This is a genomic window from Rhizobium albus (assembly GCA_030160035.1).
Lineage (GTDB): Bacteria > Pseudomonadota > Alphaproteobacteria > Rhizobiales > Rhizobiaceae > Georhizobium > Georhizobium albus.
Genome location: BSNO01000004.1, coordinates 404,788 through 423,032, shown reverse-complemented (window position 1 = coordinate 423,032; position 18,245 = coordinate 404,788). Strand labels below are relative to the sequence as shown.

The 18,245-nt window shown below is 64.2% G+C and carries 18 protein-coding genes; 9 read left to right on the top strand and 9 right to left on the bottom strand.

What is annotated here, in order from left to right; genetic code table 11:
• Window positions 1-128: 128 nt before the first annotated feature.
• Window positions 129-761, bottom strand: coding sequence for a ribosome maturation factor RimP (gene rimP / locus QQL76_RS17310; protein WP_499208707.1), 633 nt, complete (start codon window positions 759-761; stop codon window positions 129-131).
• Window positions 762-1,088: 327 nt separating this feature from the next.
• Between rimP and QQL76_RS17305 the strand changes: the two genes are divergently transcribed.
• Window positions 1,089-2,924, top strand: coding sequence for an ABC transporter ATP-binding protein (locus QQL76_RS17305; protein WP_499208706.1), 1,836 nt, complete (start codon window positions 1,089-1,091; stop codon window positions 2,922-2,924).
• A complete protein-coding gene (dapB, locus tag QQL76_RS17300) occupies window positions 2,921-3,751 on the top strand; it encodes a 4-hydroxy-tetrahydrodipicolinate reductase (protein WP_499208705.1) in 831 nt (276 codons plus the stop codon). The genes QQL76_RS17305 and dapB overlap by 4 nt, the downstream gene beginning before the upstream one ends.
• Before the next feature lie 22 nt (window positions 3,752-3,773).
• Here the strand turns inward: dapB and QQL76_RS17295 are convergent, their stop codons facing one another.
• Both QQL76_RS17295 and QQL76_RS17290 read right to left on the bottom strand, forming a co-directional pair.
• Window positions 3,774-3,986, bottom strand: coding sequence for a SlyX family protein (locus QQL76_RS17295; protein WP_151987014.1), 213 nt, complete (start codon window positions 3,984-3,986; stop codon window positions 3,774-3,776).
• A complete protein-coding gene (locus QQL76_RS17290) occupies window positions 3,983-4,417 on the bottom strand; it encodes an acyl-CoA thioesterase (protein ID WP_499208704.1) in 435 nt (144 codons plus the stop codon). Before QQL76_RS17290 ends, QQL76_RS17295 begins: the two co-directional genes overlap by 4 nt.
• Before the next feature lie 188 nt (window positions 4,418-4,605).
• Here QQL76_RS17290 and QQL76_RS17285 point away from each other — a divergent pair, with 188 nt between their 5' ends.
• Genes QQL76_RS17285 through deoA form a run of 7 tightly spaced genes read left to right on the top strand, consistent with a single transcriptional unit; the run spans window position 4,606 to window position 11,524 of the window.
• Complete coding sequence (locus QQL76_RS17285) at window positions 4,606-6,141, top strand: ABC transporter ATP-binding protein (RefSeq protein WP_499208703.1); 1,536 nt, start codon at window positions 4,606-4,608, stop codon at window positions 6,139-6,141.
• A 4-nt stretch (window positions 6,142-6,145) separates the two neighbouring features.
• Window positions 6,146-7,279 carry an ABC transporter permease gene (locus QQL76_RS17280; RefSeq protein WP_499208702.1) on the top strand — a complete coding sequence of 378 codons (1,134 nt, stop codon included), beginning with the start codon at window positions 6,146-6,148 and terminating at the stop codon, window positions 7,277-7,279.
• On the top strand, window positions 7,279-8,241 hold the full coding sequence (locus tag QQL76_RS17275) for an ABC transporter permease (protein WP_499208701.1): 963 nt from the start codon (window positions 7,279-7,281) through the stop codon (window positions 8,239-8,241). Before QQL76_RS17280 ends, QQL76_RS17275 begins: the two co-directional genes overlap by 1 nt.
• Before the next feature lie 4 nt (window positions 8,242-8,245).
• Complete coding sequence (locus tag QQL76_RS17270; RefSeq protein ID WP_499208700.1) at window positions 8,246-8,638, top strand: cytidine deaminase; 393 nt, start codon at window positions 8,246-8,248, stop codon at window positions 8,636-8,638.
• Entirely contained in the window at window positions 8,635-9,432 is a 798-nt protein-coding gene (locus tag QQL76_RS17265; RefSeq protein ID WP_499208699.1) for a purine-nucleoside phosphorylase, read from the top strand. Before QQL76_RS17270 ends, QQL76_RS17265 begins: the two co-directional genes overlap by 4 nt.
• 2 nt (window positions 9,433-9,434) lie before the next feature.
• Window positions 9,435-10,208, top strand: coding sequence for a 2-deoxyribose-5-phosphate aldolase (gene deoC, locus QQL76_RS17260; RefSeq protein WP_499208698.1), 774 nt, complete (start codon window positions 9,435-9,437; stop codon window positions 10,206-10,208).
• The gene (gene deoA, locus QQL76_RS17255) at window positions 10,205-11,524 is read left to right on the top strand and encodes a thymidine/pyrimidine-nucleoside phosphorylase (RefSeq protein ID WP_499208697.1); all 1,320 of its coding nucleotides are present in this window, start codon (window positions 10,205-10,207) and stop codon (window positions 11,522-11,524) included. Before deoC ends, deoA begins: the two co-directional genes overlap by 4 nt.
• A gap of 24 nt (window positions 11,525-11,548) precedes the next feature.
• Here deoA and QQL76_RS17250 read toward each other — a convergent pair whose 3' ends face one another.
• The 6 genes from QQL76_RS17250 to QQL76_RS17225 all read right to left on the bottom strand — a co-directional run bounded on the left by QQL76_RS17250 (window position 11,549) and on the right by QQL76_RS17225 (window position 18,151).
• Window positions 11,549-12,109 (bottom strand): TIGR02281 family clan AA aspartic protease, encoded by a 561-nt coding sequence (locus QQL76_RS17250; protein WP_499208962.1) that lies wholly within the window; start codon window positions 12,107-12,109, stop codon window positions 11,549-11,551.
• A gap of 144 nt (window positions 12,110-12,253) precedes the next feature.
• Window positions 12,254-12,883 carry a uracil phosphoribosyltransferase gene (gene upp / locus QQL76_RS17245; protein ID WP_126007059.1) on the bottom strand — a complete coding sequence of 210 codons (630 nt, stop codon included), beginning with the start codon at window positions 12,881-12,883 and terminating at the stop codon, window positions 12,254-12,256.
• An 86-nt stretch (window positions 12,884-12,969) separates the two neighbouring features.
• Window positions 12,970-14,127, bottom strand: coding sequence for an iron-containing alcohol dehydrogenase (locus QQL76_RS17240; RefSeq protein WP_499208696.1), 1,158 nt, complete (start codon window positions 14,125-14,127; stop codon window positions 12,970-12,972).
• A gap of 9 nt (window positions 14,128-14,136) precedes the next feature.
• On the bottom strand, window positions 14,137-15,519 hold the full coding sequence (locus QQL76_RS17235; RefSeq protein WP_499208695.1) for an aldehyde dehydrogenase family protein: 1,383 nt from the start codon (window positions 15,517-15,519) through the stop codon (window positions 14,137-14,139).
• A 107-nt stretch (window positions 15,520-15,626) separates the two neighbouring features.
• The gene (locus QQL76_RS17230) at window positions 15,627-16,988 is read right to left on the bottom strand and encodes a glutamine synthetase family protein (RefSeq protein WP_499208694.1); all 1,362 of its coding nucleotides are present in this window, start codon (window positions 16,986-16,988) and stop codon (window positions 15,627-15,629) included.
• A gap of 95 nt (window positions 16,989-17,083) precedes the next feature.
• Entirely contained in the window at window positions 17,084-18,151 is a 1,068-nt protein-coding gene (locus tag QQL76_RS17225) for a TRAP transporter substrate-binding protein (protein ID WP_499208693.1), read from the bottom strand.
• Between the last annotated feature and the right edge of the window lie 94 nt (window positions 18,152-18,245).

Below are 18,245 nucleotides of genomic sequence, written 5' to 3'. Positions count from 1 at the left end.
TGCGGCGTTGAAGCCGTCAGATGTCGCTAGAGCAGTTTCGCTTTTCTTCGAATCGCTCAACCGCTCCAGCTATTTGATTTGTCGCGCTTCCGGACGGTGAACCGGTATCCACTTCACCTGGAAACGCTTTAGTTGTCGTCGGCGCCGTCGTCCTCGTCGGACTCGGGCGGATTGTTCTCGTTGGCTGCGCGCGCCGCCTTGGCGGCCTTGTCGGCCTGCAGCGCCTCGCGAATGAGTTCGTCGGTCAGGATCAGCTTGGCATCGGCCAGCGCGACGAACGGGATCTGCACCGTCGGCTCGTCGCCATAGCTCGCCTGGTCGCGCTCCAGGAGGAAGCCATCTTCGCTCACAGATGCGATCTTACCACGAAAGCGCTTGCGATTGTCGACGAGGACCGAGGTTTCGACCTTGACGACATGGCCCTGCCAGTTGGCGAAATCGGCGCGGCGGACCATCGGGCGGTCGATGCCGGGCGAGGACACTTCCAGGTGATAGGCCTTGTCGATCGGATCATCGACATCGAGCGCGGGCGACACGGCGCGCGACAGCGCCTCGCAGTCTTCGACCGTCATCGTGCCATCGAGCCGCTCGGCCATGATCTGCAGCGTCAGCCCGTTCTGGCCCGACAGCCGCACGCGCACCAGGCGCATGTCGAGAGAACGCACCACGGGCTCCACGATCGCGGCGATGCGCGCATCGGTGCCCGTTTCGGTGATCAGGCGGTCTTCGTTCGGATCGAATAGTGTTTGCGTTTCAGTCATGCCTGCCAGTCGCTCGCGCGGCGCGCCGCAGACTGGTCGGGTCGGCGGCTGCCGATGGAAACAAAAAAGAGCGGGCCCCGGCAGGAACCCACTCTTGCTCGTATGACCAAGAATTTTGACGACTAGATAGTCTTCTTCGCCCGGAGACGCAAGAGTTTTCCGCGCGGGCAACGGCCGACCAGCCGACCATGTTGGCCACGCTCTTCGCCGCGGTCGTTGGCGCAAGCCGTGGCAGCGCTGCAATAGGCAAAGCGGGACCAAGCGTCTATAGACCCCGGCAATGCTTAGCGAACGGCCACAGTCTCCAGGGTGCGAACCGACAACCGCATGACAGAACCGACCAAAAAGCGACGGCTCGATCCCGACACCGTCATGGGGATGCTGAAGCGCATCCTTTCGGAGAACGGGCGCGACTACGTTCGTGACTACGTGTTCGCGGCCATCTGCCTGGCAATCGTGGCGGCGACGACGGCGTTTACGGCCTGGATCATGGAAATCGTGATCAACGAGGCCTTCGCCAATCAGCGCGCCGACGTCGTCTGGCTCATCTGCGGCTCGATCTTCGCAGCCTTTCTGCTGCGCGGCCTCGCCTCCTACGGGCAGGCCGTGATTCTGGCCAAGGTCGGCAATAATCTGGTCGCACGCTACCAGAAACGGCTCTTCGACCAGCTGATGGCACTCAGCGTCGGGTTTTACAGCGACAACCGCTCCGCACAGATCGCCGCGCAGATCAGCCAGAACGTCATCGGCATCCGCGACGTCTTGAACCTGACGATCACGTCGCTTGCGCGGGACCTCCTGACGCTCGTCGCGCTGATCGGGGTCATGCTGTCGAAAGACTGGCTCTTGACGCTGATCGTCTTCACCGTCGCGCCGCCGCTTCTCCTGGCATTGCGCTATATTTCGAAGCGGCTGAGGAGCGCCACGCGCGATGCGGTGGAGCTGAACAGCAGCGTTCAGGCCGCCATGCAGGAAACTGTCCAGGGCATCACCATCGTGAAATCCTTCACCATGGAAGACGTGCTCAGGGTGCGCATGAACCGGCTGATCGACGCGGCCGAAGGGCGGGCGAACCGCATCATCCGGCTGACGGAGCGGACCTCGCCGCTGACCGAAACGCTTGCCGGCCTCGCGATTTCGGGCGTGCTCGCCTATGCGGCGTTCCGATCGATCTATGGCGACGTGCTCCCGGGCGCGTTCTTCGCCTTCGTGACGGCGCTGCTTCTCGCCTACGAGCCGGCCAAGCGCCTGGCGCGGCTGCAGGTGAGCCTCGAGCGGGCTGTCGTGAATGCCCGCATGATCTACGAAATCCTCGACATCCAGCCGCAGCAGGCCGATCGTCCCGGCGCCAAGCCGCTCGTGATGGGCAAGGGCGAAGTGGTGCTCGATGGGGTCAACTTCTCCTACCAGCAGGGCGATCCGATCCTGCGCGACGTTTCGTTCACGGCGCATGCCGGGAAAACGACAGCGCTCGTCGGGCCTTCGGGCGCCGGAAAGTCCACGGTCATCAGCCTCGTGCCGCGCTTTTACGATCCAGAAGCAGGCCGCATCCTGATCGACGGGCAGGATATCGCCGACGTCACAAAGCAGTCACTGCGCGCCGCGATCGCCTATGTCTCGCAGCAGCCTTACCTGTTCGAGGGCTCGATCCGCGACAATATCCGCTATGGCCGGCCGGATGCGACGGATACCGAGATCGAGGAAGCGGCGCGCCGAGCGAATGCGCATGATTTCATCCTGACCCAACCGCGCGGCTACGACACGCCCGTCGGCGAAAACGGGATCACGCTTTCGGGCGGCCAGCGCCAGCGGCTGTCGATTGCCCGCGCGCTGGTGCGCAACGCGCCGATCCTGCTTCTGGACGAGGCGACGTCCGCGCTGGACACGGAATCGGAAGCGCTGGTGCAGCGCGCGCTGGAGACAGCGATGCAAGGCCGTACCGTCATCGTCATTGCGCATCGCCTGTCCACCATCGCACGCGCCGACAAGATCGTCGTCATGCAGGCGGGACGCGTGGCCGAGGAAGGCCGCCATGACGATCTGGTCACCAAGACCGACGGGATCTACGCACGCTTCCACAACATGCAGATGCTGGGCATCGACGGCTTCGACGAGAGCGACGCCCTGCCCCAGCCGGTCAGCAGCAAAGGGCAGATGTCATGAGCGATATGAAGGACCTGAAGCTCGTCGTAGCCGGTGCAGGCGGACGCATGGGTCGCGCACTGATCCAGAGCATCGATGCCATTCCGGGCGTTGTGCTCGTCGGCGCATTCGACCGGCCGGGCGCCGCCTCGATCGGCGCTGACGCCGGCCAACTGGCAGGCCTGGGCGCCAATGGCGTGATCGTCACCCACGATCCGGAAGCAGCGCTTGCCGAGGCCGACGGCGTTCTGGATTTCACGGCGCCGGAAGCGACAGTTGCACTTTCGCGCCGCGCTTCGACCGCGGGGCTCGTCCACATCATCGGAACGACCGGATGTTCCGACGAGGACGAGGCGGCCATTCGCGACGCGGCGGCCGGTGCGCGGATCGTCAAGTCCGGCAATATGAGCCTTGGCGTGAACCTGCTCGCCGTGCTGGTGGAAGACGCGGCCCGCGCGCTCGAAGCGGCCGACTGGGACATCGAGGTGCTGGAAATGCACCACCGGCACAAGGTCGATGCGCCATCAGGCACCGCATTGCTGCTCGGCCAGGCGGCCGCCCACGGACGGGCGATCGACCTTGCGGAAAAGAGCGTGCGGGTGCGCGACGGGCACACGGGCGCGCGGCCCGAAGGCACGATCGGCTTTGCGACGCTGCGCGGCGGTTCGGTGGTCGGCGAGCACACGGTGCTGATCGCCGGCGAAGGCGAAACGATCGAGCTGACCCACAAGGCAACCGACCGGGCGATCTTCGCGCGCGGCGCAGTCAAGGCCGCGCTTTGGGCCAGTCGTCAGCAGCCGGGGCTCTATTCGATGATCGACGTGCTGGGGCTGAAGGGCCACAACTGAGCCATAACCCCGTTTCGCATCTTCAATAATGCGGGGGTCTGGTGACTGGAACGGGCCCGCTGCTTTGTTCCTCGATCGCCATGAAGCGCTGCGCGATCGCCTCGACCTGGCGTGTCAGCCTGTCGGTGACCTGATACTGTTTGGCCAGCTCGTCCGAAAGATCCTCGATCGTCTTCGCCTGGTGCGCGGCGAGTTCTTCCAGCGCGGTCAGACGGTTTTCCAGATCGGCGCTCATAGCGAAATCTCCTCGAGGATGGTCCGCCAGCGCGCATCGAGCGGCTGCGGTTTGCGACTTACGCGATCCACATAGACATGGGTGAACCGGCCCTGTGCCGCCTCGACGCCCTCGTCGCCGCGAAAGAGGCCGATGCGGTAGGTGACGGACGACGTGCCGATGCGCGTGACGGCTATGCCAGCCGTGACGGGATCGGGAAAGGCCATTTCGCTGAAATAGCTGCAACCGGTTTCGACCACGAGCCCGACGATCTCGCCGCGGGCGATATCGAGGAGCTCCTTTTCGACCAACCAGCCGTTGATGGCCGTATCGAACAGCGCGTAATGCACGACATTGTTCATGTGCCCGTAGGCATCATTGTCGGCCCATCTTGTCTGAAGCGGTCGGAAAAGGCGGTAGTCGTCGCGCCGCCGCGGTTCGGCTCTCTGCATGAATTCACCCGATCGTGAGCGGTTTTACCTTGCCTGCACGCGGCTTCATCGTTACCCGGCGCGTGCGCAGCCCAACTGGACTTTATGCGAAGAACTGTCGAGAGTGGCAAACCTCTCCTTGCGCAGCAGGCGGCGCTCAGCAAGATGTCGATAATCCTGACGACCAAAGCGGTTTGGCCAAGGCGGACATGAACGAAACAGCGATCGAACTTATCGGCATCAACAAGCGCTTCGGGCTCGTGCATGCCAACAAGGACATCAGCCTGAAGGTCCGCAAGGGTACCATTCACGGCATCATCGGCGAGAACGGCGCAGGCAAGTCGACGCTGATGTCGATCCTCTACGGCTTCTACGAGGCCGACAGCGGCGAGATCCTGGTCGACGGCACCAAGCGCAAGATCACCAATCCGAACGAGGCGATCGCCGCCGGCATCGGCATGGTCCACCAGCACTTCATGCTGGTCGACAATTTCACGGTGCTCGAGAACATCATGCTCGGCGCCGAAGACAGCGCGATCCTGAACAAGGGCATTGCGCGGGCCCGCGCCGAATTGAAGCGGCTGGAGCGCGACTACGCGCTGGAAGTCGATCCGGACGCGGTGATCGAGGAACTGCCCGTCGGCCTGCAGCAGCGCGTGGAAATCCTGAAGGCGCTCTATCGCGGGGCGGAAATCCTCATCCTCGACGAGCCGACCGGCGTGCTGACGCCGCCGGAAGCCGACCACCTCTTCCGCATCCTCGGCCAGCTCAAGGACCAGGGAAAGACGATCATCTTCATCACGCACAAGCTGCGCGAGATCATGGCGATCACCGACGAGGTGTCCGTCATGCGCCAGGGTGAACTGGTCGGAACGAGGCAGACGGCAGACACCTCCGTCGAAGAGCTCGCGAGCCTGATGGTCGGCCGCCGCGTTCTGCTGCGCGTGGAAAAAGGCCCCGCCAATCCCGGTGACGTGAAGCTTTCGGTGCGCAATCTCACGGTCAAGGATTCGCGCGGCGTGACTGTGGTCGACAACGTGTCGCTCGACGTGCGTGCCGGCGAGATCGTCGGGATCGCGGGCGTTGCCGGAAACGGCCAGTCGCAGCTTCTGGAGACGATCGCCGGTATCCGCACGGCGTCGGGAGGCGAGGTCTATCTCAACGGCAAGCCGGTCGACATTTCCGGCAAGGCGGACCCTGCGGAACTGCGCCGCCGCGGCCTCGCGCATGTGCCGGAAGACCGGCACCATATGGGCCTGATCCTCGAATTCGAGGAGGCCGAAAGCGCCATCCTCGGCTATCACGACCAGCCGGACTATCTGAACGGGGTGTTCCTCAACGTCGACGCGATCCGCAAGGATGCCGAGGCAAAGATCAAGGCCTACGACATCCGCCCGGCCAACGCCCGGCTGAAAACCGCCAATTTCTCCGGTGGCAACCAGCAGAAGGTGGTGCTCGCGCGCGAGATCGAACAGGATCCCGACGTGCTGATCATCGGGCAGCCGACGCGCGGCGTCGATGTCGGCGCCATCGAATTCATTCACAAGCGCATCATCGAGATGCGCGATGCCGGCAAAGCCGTGCTCCTCGTCTCCGTCGAGCTCGACGAAATCCGCGCGCTCTCGGACCGGATCCTCGTGATGTTCGCCGGCCGGGTCGTCGGCGAGCGCGACGGCGAAGCGGGCGAAGACGATCTCGGCCTGCTGATGGCGGGCATCGAGGAAGACCGGGAGGCGGCGGAGTAGTTCAATGGCCACCCCATATGCAAAACTTCCGGGATGGGTGGAATATGTCCTCATCCCGCTCATCAACCTGATCGTCGCGTTTGCCGTTGCCGGTCTCGTCGTGCTTCTCGTCGGCCAGAGCCCGATCCGCGCGGCGACGCTTCTGGTCGACGGCGCCTTCGGCTATGGCGAGGGCATCGGCTATACGCTCTACTACGCGACGACGTTCATCTTTACGGGGCTGGCGGTCGCGGTCGCTTTTCACTGCAAGCTCTTCAACATCGGCGGCGAGGGCCAGGCCTATATCGGCGGCATCGGCGTGGCGCTCGCGTGCCTGACCTTCGACACGATCCTGCCCTGGTACCTGACCTTCATCGTGGCGACGATCGGCGCGGCGCTGTTTGGTGCGGCATGGGCGTTCATTCCTGCCTATCTGCGCGCCAAGCGCGGCAGCCACATCGTCATCACCACGATCATGTTCAACTTCATCGCGTCGAGCGTGATGATCTATCTCCTCGTCGAGGTGATGAAGCCGGCCGGCACCATGTCGCCGCAAACGCGCACCTTCGGCGAGGGCGGGCAGCTGCCGCAGCTCGACTGGCTGATGGCGATCTTCGGGCTCGATATCGGCGGCGCGCCGTTCAACGTGTCGTTTCTTCTGGCGCTCGCCGCGGCCGTCTTCGTCTGGGTGCTGATCTGGCGCACGAAGCTCGGCTATGAAATCCGCACCATGGGATTCTCGGAAAAGGCCGCGCGCTACGCCGGCATCAAGGACAGCCGGATCATCATCATCGCCATGCTGATCTCCGGCGCGCTTGCCGGCATGATGGCGCTGAACCCGATCATGGGCGAGCAGGGCCGCATGCAGCTCGATTTCGTCGCGGGCGCCGGCTTTGTCGGCATCGCAGTGGCGCTGATGGGACGTTCGCACCCGGCCGGCATCATCCCTGCGGCGATCCTTTTCGGGATGCTCTACCAGGGCGGCGCCGAGATTTCCTTCGAAATGCCGGAAATCTCGCGCGACATGATCGTCATCATCCAAGGCCTCGTGATCCTCTTCGCCGGCGCGCTGGAAAATACCTTCCGGCCGGCCATTTCGCGCTTCTTCGGCGCGCGCGCGGCCAAGACACCGCCGGTCAGCGTGGGGAGTGCGGGCTGATGGATATCGTCGTTCTCACCATCGAATCCACCATCCGCCTGTCCGTGCCGCTGCTGCTCGCAGCGCTTGCCGGCCTGTTTTCGGAACGGTCGGGCATTTTCGACATCGGGCTTGAAGGCAAGATGCTCGGCGCGGCCTTTGCGGGCGGTGCAGCGGCGGCCGTATTCTCCTCCGCGCTGATGGGGCTTCTGGCGGCGCTCGTCGTCTCGGTCGCGCTGTCGCTCGTGCATGGCTATGCCTCGATCACGCAGCGCGGCAACCAGATCGTTTCGGGTGTTGCCATCAACTTCATCGCCATGGGAACGACGGTCATTCTCGGCCAGGCGTGGTTCGCGCAGGGCGGCCGCACGCCGGCGCTGACGGGCGATGCGCGCTTCACCACGATCGATCTACCGTTTGCCGAAGCGCTTGCCGACGTGCCGGTGCTCGGCACGATCTATTCCGACATCCTGTCGGGGCATTTCTGGCTGACCTATTTTGCCTTCGCCATGGTGCCCTTCGCCTGGTGGGTGCTTTACCGCACGCGCTTCGGCCTGAGGCTCCGGGCTGTCGGCGAAAACCCAGGCGCGGTCGATACGGCGGGCATCTCGGTGACCTGGCTGCGCTACCGGGCCGTGATCTGCTGCGGCATTCTCTGCGGCTTTGCTGGTGCCTATCTCTCCATGGCGCTGACGGCGGGCTTCGTGAAGAATATGACGGCCGGCAAGGGCTATATCGCGCTCGCCGCACTGATCTTCGCCAAGTGGCGGCCAGTGCCGATCATGTATGCCTGCCTGCTCTTCGGCTTCCTCGACGCCATGGGCATCCGCATGCAGGGCCAGCCGCTGCCGATCATCGGACCGGTGCCGGTGCAGTTCATCCAGGCCCTGCCCTATATCTTGACGGTGATCCTCCTAGCGGGCTTCATCGGCAAGGCCGAGCCGCCCAAGGCCGGCGGTGTCCCTTACGTGAAAGAAAGATAGACCGATGGCTGAGGATCTGTTCCTGGCGGCCCGCGATGCCATGGCGCGGGCGCATGCTCCCTATTCGAAGTTTCCCGTCGGCGCAGCGATCCGCGCTACGGACGGCAATATCTACGCCGGAGCGAACATCGAGGTGATCTCCTATCCCGAGGGCTGGTGCGCCGAGACGACGGCGATCGGCCACATGGTGATGGCCGGAGCCGGCAAGATCGCCGAGGTGGCCGTGATTGCGGAAAAGATGGCCAAGTGCACGCCCTGTGGCGGCTGCCGCCAGCGGCTCGCGGAATTCGGCACGCCAGCGACAAAGGTCTATCTCTGCGACGATACCGGCGTGGTGGAGACGGTGACGCTTGCCGATCTTCTGCCGATGGCGTTCGAGACCGAGGTCTTGAAGTGAGATACGCGGCCGAAATCCTCAACGAGAAGCTCGGCGGGCTGAAGCCGAAGGTTGCGATCGTGCTCGGCTCTGGCCTCGGCGGCCTCGTCGATGCGCTGGAAGGCGCAGTGTCGGTGCCTTACGAGGCGCTTCCCGGGTTTCCGCGCGGCGGCGTTTCGGGCCATGCCGGCCGGCTCGTCGGCGGCACGCTTTCCGGCACGCCGGTACTGATGCTGGCTGGACGGGTCCATTATTACGAAAAGGGCGACGCCGACGCGATGCGTCCGGCGCTTGAAGCGCTGAAGGCGCTCGGCATCACGACGCTGATCCTGACCAATGCCGCCGGTTCAGTGCGCGAGGACATGCCGCCCGGCTCGGTGATGCGGATTTCCGACCACATCAACTATTCGGGCCTCAACCCGCTGATCGGTGAGGAAAGCGATGCACGCTTCGTCGGCATGACGAGCGCCTATGACGCGGAGCTCGGCGCGGCAATGCAGGCGGCGGCGGACAGCGTCGGCGTGACGCTGCATGAGGGCGTCTATATGTGGTTTTCGGGCCCGAGCTTCGAGACGCCGGCGGAAATCCGCATGGCGCGCATTCTCGGCGCGGACGCCGTCGGCATGTCGACCGTGCCCGAAGTGATCCTCGCGCGCTTCCTTGGATTGAAGGTGGCGGCGGCGTCCGTCATCACCAATCTCGGGGCCGGCATGACCGGTGGCGAACTCAGCCACCAGGAAACCAAGGACATGGCGCCGATCGGGGGCGAACGCCTTGGCCGGGTGCTGAGCGAACTGTTGCGGAAAGAGAACTGACCATGGCCGAAGAGATGAAGACCGAGGCCGCACGGGCACTTTCCATGCTCGATCTGACCGACCTGACGGACCATTGCACGCCGGACGCGATCGACGCGCTCTGCCGCGACGCCTTTATCGGCGACGATCATGCAGCAGCCATTTGCATCTGGCCGCGCTTCGTGGCGCAAGCGCGCGGCATTCTCGGGCCGGACAGTGCCGTGAAGATCGCGACGGTGGTGAATTTCCCGTCCGGCGACATGGCCGTTTCGGATGTCGTGGCGGAGACGGTGCAGGCAATTGCGGACGGCGCTGACGAGATCGATCTCGTGATTCCTTATCGCGCGCTGCTTTCCGGCGACGAGAGATCCGTTTCCGCAATGGTGGAGGCGATCCGCGAGGTGTGCGCCGAGCCGGTGCTGCTGAAGACGATCCTCGAGACGGGCGAGCTCGTCGATCCGGCGCTCATCCGTCGTGCATCGGAGCTTGCGATCGAGGCACGCGCGGACTTCATCAAGACCTCGACCGGCAAGGTGCCGATGAACGCGACGCCGGAAGCCGCGGAGATCATGGTGAGCGCGATCAAGGCGAGCGGCCGGGCCGTCGGCTTCAAGGCGGCGGGCGGCGTGCGCACGGTCGAGGATGCCTCGCGCTATCTCGCCCAAGCGGAAGCAATCATGGGTGAAGGCTGGCCGACACCTGCCACCTTCCGCTTCGGCGCATCGGGCCTTCTCGGCGACATCCGCGCCAAGCTGACGGGCGGGGCTGCCGCAGGCGGAGCGGAGGCTTCCTATTGAGCCTCCTTCCGCAGGAATTCATCCGCCGCAAGCGCGATCGCCAGAAGCTGGATGAGGCCGACATCGCCGCCTTCGTTGCCGGGATCACCGACGAGACGATCACCGAGGGCCAGATTGCGGCCTTTGCAATGGCCGTCTTCTTCAACGGGCTGTCGCGCGACGAGACGGTGGCTCTGACGCTTGCCATGCGCGATTCGGGCGACGTTCTGGCCTGGCCGGACATCGACCGGCCCGTCTCGGACAAACATTCCACGGGCGGCGTCGGCGACAATGTCTCGCTGATGCTTGCGCCGATCCTGGCTGCCTGTGGCGTCGCGGTGCCAATGATTTCCGGCCGCGGGCTCGGCCACACGGGTGGCACGCTCGACAAGATGGAATCGATCCCCGGCTATTCGGTGATGCCAGACAACGCGCTGTTCCGACGCACGGTGGACGAGGTGGGCTGCGCCATCATCGGCCAGACCGGCAGGCTCGCGCCTGCGGACAAGCGCTTCTACGGCATCCGCGACGTGACGGCGACGGTGGAATCGGTGCCGCTGATCACCGGCTCGATCCTGTCGAAGAAACTCGCCGCCGGGCTCGGCTCGCTGGTGCTCGACGTCAAATGCGGCAACGGCGCCTTCATGGACGACCCGAAGAAGGCCGAGACGCTGGCGCGCTCGCTCGTCGATGTCGCCAATGCCGCAGGCCTTTCGACCAGTGCGCTGATCACCGCGATGGACCAGCCGCTGGCGTCCGCCGCCGGCAACGCCGTGGAAGTGCGCAATGCCGTGGACTTTTTGACTGGCGCGCATCGCGACGCACGGCTCCTCGACGTGACGCTGGCGCTTGCCGCCGAGATGCTTCTACGCTCGGGCCGTGCTGCCTCTCACGGCGAAGCGGCAGACCTTGCCCGCGATGCGCTCGACAGCGGCGCGGCGACGGAGAAATTCCAGGCCATGGTGACGGCGCTCGGCGGGCCGGCTGATTTCGTCGAGGCGATGGACCGGCACCTGCCGAAAGCCGCAATCGTTCGCGATATCGCAGCCCCACAGGCAGGAACGGTGCTCGGCATCGACACGCGCGGGGTAGGCCTTGCAGTCGTGACGCTCGGCGGTGGTCGCCGGCGTGCAGCCGACACGGTCGATCACGCCGTCGGCCTCGACCAGCTCGTCGGGCTCGGCACGGTGCTTCAAGAGGGTGACGCTATCGCCCGCGTGCATGCGCGTAGCGAAAACGAGGCCGCGGAGGCCGAAGCCGCCGTCATCGCCGCCTACCGGATCGGCGAGGGCGAAGCCTCGATCAACGATGCGGTGATGATGCGGATCGCCGACTAGACGGTTTTTCCAGATCCGCTGCAGCTAGTTGACCAGCAGAAGCTCGCCGTTGGCGACCTGGAAGCTCTTGAGCTTGTTCAGGAAGCTCATGCCGATCAGATTGACCGAGATGTTCTGGTCCTGCAGGACGAAGGCTTCCACGTCTTCCACGCGCAGCGAGCCGACCTCGACATGGCTCAGCGTGACCTTCGCCGCCTTGGTCTCACCATTGGCCGTCTGCACACCGTAAATGAAATCTGCAGGCGACAGGGCAACGCCGAGACGGCGCGCGGTCGACTGGTTGACCGCCACATAGGTTGCACCGGTATCGATGAGGCCTTGAAGCGGCGTGCCGTTCACGCGGAAATTGCCGGTGAAATGGCCTTTTTCATCCGCCATGAGGCGGATGCTGCGGCCGGCCGCATAGCTTGCCTGATAGGTGGGTTTGACGGCAGGCGCTGTGACGCTGTCCTGCACGCGTGCCAAATCGCCGACGGCCGATTGAGCCTCGGCCGCCTGCCGATCGGCCAGCCGCCCCTGAAACTGGGATGCATAATGGGGAATGGCGGCCACGACGCTTGCGCCGACGACTGTCCAGACGACCAGTTTGAGCATGGTTTTCCGCCCCTGAAAATTGCAGGGGCCAGCACATCATGCCATCGCTAAGAAGGCGCTAACGCAGCTGCCTCGATCGCCGACCACCTGCGATCGGAGTCAACGGAGCGTAAAGCGCGGTCGACGGGTTTGACGCTATTTCGTTCCGTACATGCGGTCGCCGGCATCCCCGAGGCCGGGGACGATGTAGCCTTTTTCGTTGAGATGGCTGTCGACGGACGCCGTATAGATCGGCACGTCGGGGTGAGCTTCCTGAAAGTTCCGGATGCCTTCAGGCGCCGCGAGCAGGCAGAGGAAGCGGATGTTGCGCGCGCCGCGCTCCTTCAGCTTATCGATGGAGGCGATGGAGGAATTGCCAGTCGCAAGCATCGGATCGACGACGATGACGAGACGGTTGACCACGTCTTCCGGCGCCTTGAAGTAATATTCGATGGCTTCCAGCGTCTCATGGTCGCGGTAGACGCCAATGTGGGCGACGCGGGCCGATGGCACGAGATCGAGCATGCCTTCCAGCAGGCCGTTGCCGGCGCGCAGGATCGAGGCGAAGACGAGCTTCTTGCCCTCAAGCTTCGGCGCCTGGATTTCCATCAGCGGCGTCTCGATCGTCTCCATGGTGAGTTCGAGATCGCGCGTCACCTCGTAGCAGAGCAGCGTCGAGATCTCGCGCAGCAGCCGGCGGAAGCTTGCCGTCGACGTGTCCTTTGAGCGCATGATCGTGAGTTTGTGCTGCACCAGCGGGTGATCGATGATGGTGACGCCGTCCATGGCTTTGGCCCTTCCTTCGTGCGCGCTCGTCTGGCTGCTTTAAGACACAGAAAGGCGGCCGGCGACAAGGGCGCCGGCCGTTTCGCTCACAGGCTGCCGTCGACGGCGCGGTCGAAGATCGAAAGCGCGCGCTCACGCGTCAGCTCGATCGGGTTGCCGCCGGCGGTCGGATCGACGATCGCCATGTCGGCGATCTGGTCGCGCTTGTCGGTGCCCACCTTGAAGTCGCCGAGCGTGTGCGGCACGTCGAGCGTCTTGCGCAGCTTGAGAACGGCGTCGAGGAAGGCATCGAAGGAGGCTTCCATGCCGAGGAAGGCCGCCAGTCTTGCGATCTTATCCTCGATCGCTGCGCGGTTCTCGACGAGCACGTAGGGCATGAAGACCGCGTTCGTCATGCCGTGATGGGTATCGTACAGCGCGCCGACCGGGTGTGAGAGCGCGTGGATGCCGCCGAGGCCCTTCTGGAACGCCGTGGCGCCCATGGCGGCGGCGCTCATCAGATGGCCGCGCGCCTCGATGTCGTTGGCGTTGGCGGCGACCTTCTCGAGGTTTTCGAAGACGAGGCGCATGCCTTCGACCGCGATGCCCTCGGCCATCGGGTGGTAGCCGGGCGCGCAATAGGCTTCGAGACAGTGCGCCAGCGCATCGAAGCCCGTGCCGATGGTGATGAAGCGGGGCATGCCGACGGTAAGCTCGGGATCGCAGATGACGATCTTCGGCATCATCAGCGGGTGGAAGATCACCTTCTTGGTGTGGGTCGTCTCATCGGTAATGACGCCGGCGCGGCCGACTTCGGAGCCGGTGCCGGCGGTGGTCGGCACGGCGATAATCGGCAGGATGCCGGCCGGATCGGCGCGGGTCCACCAGTCGCCGATGTCCTCGAAGTCCCACATGGGCCGCGTCTGGCCGGCCATGAAGGCGATGACCTTGGCCGCGTCGAGGCCCGACCCGCCACCGAACGCGATGACGCCGTCATGGCCGCCTTCGCGCAGCACCTTGATGCCGGCTTCGACATTGGCGGCGATGGGGTTCGGCTTCACGTCGGAAAAGAGAGCGCAGGGGATGCCGGCATCTTCCAGGATCTTCAGCGTCGATTGCGTGACCGGCAGATTGGCAAGGCCCGCATCCGTCACGAGAAGCGGCTTCGATATGCCGCTCGCCTTCAGCGCGTCGGGCAATTCGGCGATGCGACCGGCGCCGAAACGAACGGCGGTGGGGTAGTTCCAGTTGGCTTTGACGGTCATGTCTTGAACTCAGATCTGCTTGAGATGGAAGGATTTCGGTTGGGTCAGCATCTGGTAGCCGATCTCCGACAGCGCGCCGCCCTTGCCGGTGTCCTTGACGCCCGTCCAGACGAGCGCGGGATCGAGATAGTCGCAGCGATTGGCAAAGACGGTACCGGTTTTCACGCGCGCGCCGAGCCTTGCGGCGGCATCGAGATCGCGTGTCCAGATGGAGGCGGTGAGACCGTAAGGGCTGTCATTCATCAGCGTGACCGCCTCCTCGTCGTCGGCGACCGGCATGATGCCGATGACTGGACCGAAGCTCTCCTCGCGCATCACCGCCATCTGGTGATCGACGTTGGAGAGGACCTGCGGGGCGAGATAGGGTGAACCTTCCTGGTCGCGATCATCCTGGCCATCGAGATGCGTCACCGCGCCCTTGCGGATCGCTTCCGCCGTCTGGGCGCGCACATGATCGGCGAACGAACCGCGCGCCATTGGGCCGACGACGGTGTCGGCATCGAAGGGGTTGCCGAGCTTCCAGCCCTTTGCGCTTTCGACGAAGCGCTCCAGGAACTCGGGATAGAGCGCGCGGTCCACATAGATGCGCTCGATGCCGCAGCAGCTCTGGCCGGAATTGAAGAAGGCGCCATCGACCAGATTGTCGACCGTCTTGTCGAGATCGGCATCCGCGCGAACGAAGGCCGGATCCTTGCCGCCGAGTTCGAGGCCGAGCGTGGCAAAGGTGCCCGCCGCTGCCCGCTCGATCGCGCGGCCGCCCTCGACGGAGCCGGTGAACACGATGTGGTCGATGCGGCCCGAGCCGATGAGCTTCTCGGTGTCGCGGTGGCTGAGGACGAGGTTCTGGAAGAGCCCCTTCGGCAGGCCGGCGCGGTCGGCGGCAAGCTGGAAGCGCTCGCCGACCAGCAGCGTCTGGCTCGCATGCTTCAGGATGACGGCGTTGCCGGCCATCAGCGCCGGGACTATGGAATTGACAGCGGTGAGGTAAGGATAGTTCCACGGCGCGATGACCAGCACCGTGCCGACGGGTTCGCGCGCGATATGGCGGATGAAGCCCGGCTTTTCCGGCAGTGCGATCGGCGCCAGCGCCTTTTCGGCAATGGCGATCATGTGGCGGGCGCGTTCCTCGACGCCGCCTTTCTCACCGCCGTAGCGCACCGGCCGGCCCATCTGCCAGGCGAGTTCCGGCACGATCTCCTCGTTCATCGCGATGAGCGCGTCGGCGAAATGCGTCATGATCTTGGCGCGTTCGCCAAGCGTCGTCTCACGCCACGCCTTCCGCGCGGCCAGCGCCGCTTCGACGGCGCGCTCGATCGTAGCCGGCTCGGCATAGGGCCGCTCGGCGTAGACGGAGCCATCCACGGGTGAAATCAGCTTGACCAGTTCGGTCATGGACAGTGCTCCTTGTCAGCAGAAAGCGCGGCCCGCGCCGCGCGAAAGAGTGCCGATTGCCTTATTCCGATGTCGGGCGCGCTCCAAGGGGTGGCGCGCAACAGTTTTCAACACCGCTCGAAACCGCGCTTGATTTCCCAATCGGTCACGCGGCGGTCGTATTCCAGCTGTTCCCAATCGGCGGTGTGGGCGTAGTGGGAGATCACCTGCTCGCCGAATGCCTCTTTCAGCATGGAGGAGCCGCGGAAGGCGGCGATGGCGGCGCGGAGCGTTTTCGGGATTTCGGGCAGTTTCTCGCCGCTATAGGCGTCGCCCGTATAGGGCGGTTCGAGCTCGAGTTCGTCCTCGATGCCCTTGAGGCCGGCCGCGATCATGCCGGCATAGGCGAGATAGGGGTTCAGATCGGCGCCGCCGATGCGGCATTCGATGCGGATGCCCTTGGTGTTTTCGCCGCAAAGCCTGAAGCCCGCCGTGCGATTGTCGCCGCTCCAGATCGCCTTGGTGGGGGCGAAGGTGCCGGCCTGGAAGCGCTTGTAGGAGTTCACATAGGGCGCGAGCAGCACGGTGATGTCGGCGGCGTATTTGAGAAGGCCCGCCACATAGTGCTTCATCAGCTTCGACATGCCGAGCGTGTCGTTGGCATCGATGAACGCGTTCTTGCCGTCTCTCGCGAGCGACATGTGCACGTGGCTCGATGAACCGGCGAGACCGTAATCCCACTTGGCCATGAAGGTGACGGCCTTGCCCTGGGCGTAGGCGATTTCCTTGATGGCGTTCTTCATCACGACGTGGCGATCGGCCATGGTCAGCGCGTCGGCATAGCGGACGTTGATTTCTTCCTGGCCCGGGCCCCATTCGCCCTTGGAGTTTTCGATCGGGATGCCGGACGCCTGCAGCTTGCGACGGATTTCGCGCATCACCGGCTCTTCCTTGGTGGTCTGGAAGATGTGGTAGTCCTCGATGTAGTAGCCGGCCGTCTTGAGGCCACGGAACCCCTTCTCGTGGATCGTGCGGTAGTCCTCGTCGAAGAGGTAGAATTCGAGCTCTGAGGCGAAGTTTGCCGTGAGGCCCAGCGCATCAAGCCGCTCGAGCTGCGTCTTCAGGATGGCGCGCGGTGAATGCGGCACGGGGTCGTGATGGTGGTGATCGACGAGATCGCACAGAACGATCGCGGTGCCTTCCAGCCAGTGCGCCTTCATCAGCGTGGCAAGATCCGGCTTCATGACAAAATCGCCGTAGCCGCGCTGCCAGTTGGCGACGTCGTAGCCGGGCACCGGCTCCATATCGATGTCGTTGGCGAGCAGGTAATCGCAGCCATGCGTCTCGTCGAGTGCGCCTTCGACGAAGAATTCCGCCTGGAAACGCTTGCCGATCAGGCGGCCCTGCATGTCGGGGAAGCAGACGAGCACGGTGTCGATGTCGCCCGACTTGATGTCGGCCTTCAGCGTTTTCAGATCATAGGCGGCCATCGGCACTCTCCCTCACGCGGTTCCGGTTGGTCTTTTTGATTTGCGAGACCCGGCGGCCTCGATTGAAGCCGCCGGGTCGATTGTCGTGACGCCTGTTAGGTGTAGCGGTACGGTGCGCCTGCGTTGCGCATCGTCTCGGCGTAGTTTTTCAGGATTTCCACGACGCGGGCGCTGCGGTCGCTTTCCTGGGCCACCTCGTCCCAAAAGGCCAGTGCCTCGTCTTCGACGCGCTTCCACTCCGCTTCCGGAATGGTGGTGAGTTCAAGCTTGCCGCCGGTCGTGCGGTAGTGCGCCTCGCCCCACCAGTACCAGTGCTGGCGATAGTAGTGGGAGCTGTCCATCGCCATGTTGAAGAGCGTCTTCAGATGCTCCGGCAATTCGTTCCAGCGATCGGTGTTCGCGAAGAACGAGCCGGCCCAGGCGCCGTTGATGTTGTTGGTAAGGTAGTACTGGGTCACGTCCGCCCAGCCGACTGTGTAGGCTTCGGTCGCGCCGCACCAGGCGACGCCATCGATTTCGCCGGTCTGGATCGCGACTTCAATGTCTTCCCAGGGCAGCGTGACCGGCACGACACCGAAGCGGGTGAGGAAGCGCCCGCCCGTCGGGAAGGTGAAGACGCGCAGGCCGTTCAGATCATCGACGCTGCGGATCGGCTTGGTGGTGACGAAGTTGCAGGGATCCCACGCACCGGCAGACAGCCAGGTGACGCCTTCGATCTCGCCGTAGGCTTCTTCCCAGATCTCCTTCAGGCCGTACCAGTTCCAGAGCACCGGCACGTCGAGGCCGTAGCGCGATGCAAACGGGAAGTACGCCCCGAAGACCGAGACGTCGACCGGAGACGCCATGGAATCATCGTCCGACTGGCAGGCATCGATCGTGCCCCGCTGCACGGCGCGGAAGAGTTCGCCCTGCGGCACGAGCTGGTCGGCGGTGAAGAGTTCGATGACCATTTCGCCGTTGGCGGCCGTGTTGAACGCGTCGATTGCCGGCTTCACCACATGCTCGGCGAGTGCCGGGCCGGCATAGGTCTGCAGGCGCCAGCGGATCGGGCTCTGTGCCTTGACGTAGGGCGCGGCGAGCGTGGAGGCCGATACGCCACCGGCAGTCACCAGACCCGCCCGCTTGATGAATTGTCGCTTGGTGAACTTCGTATTGTCACTCATGTCGATTTTCCCTCTTTCGGTTCCTGATCTTTTCGCCGCCCGTTCGTCGGACGGTCATTTGCCGTATCTCGTCGCCGTGCTTGTGGGCGTAAGG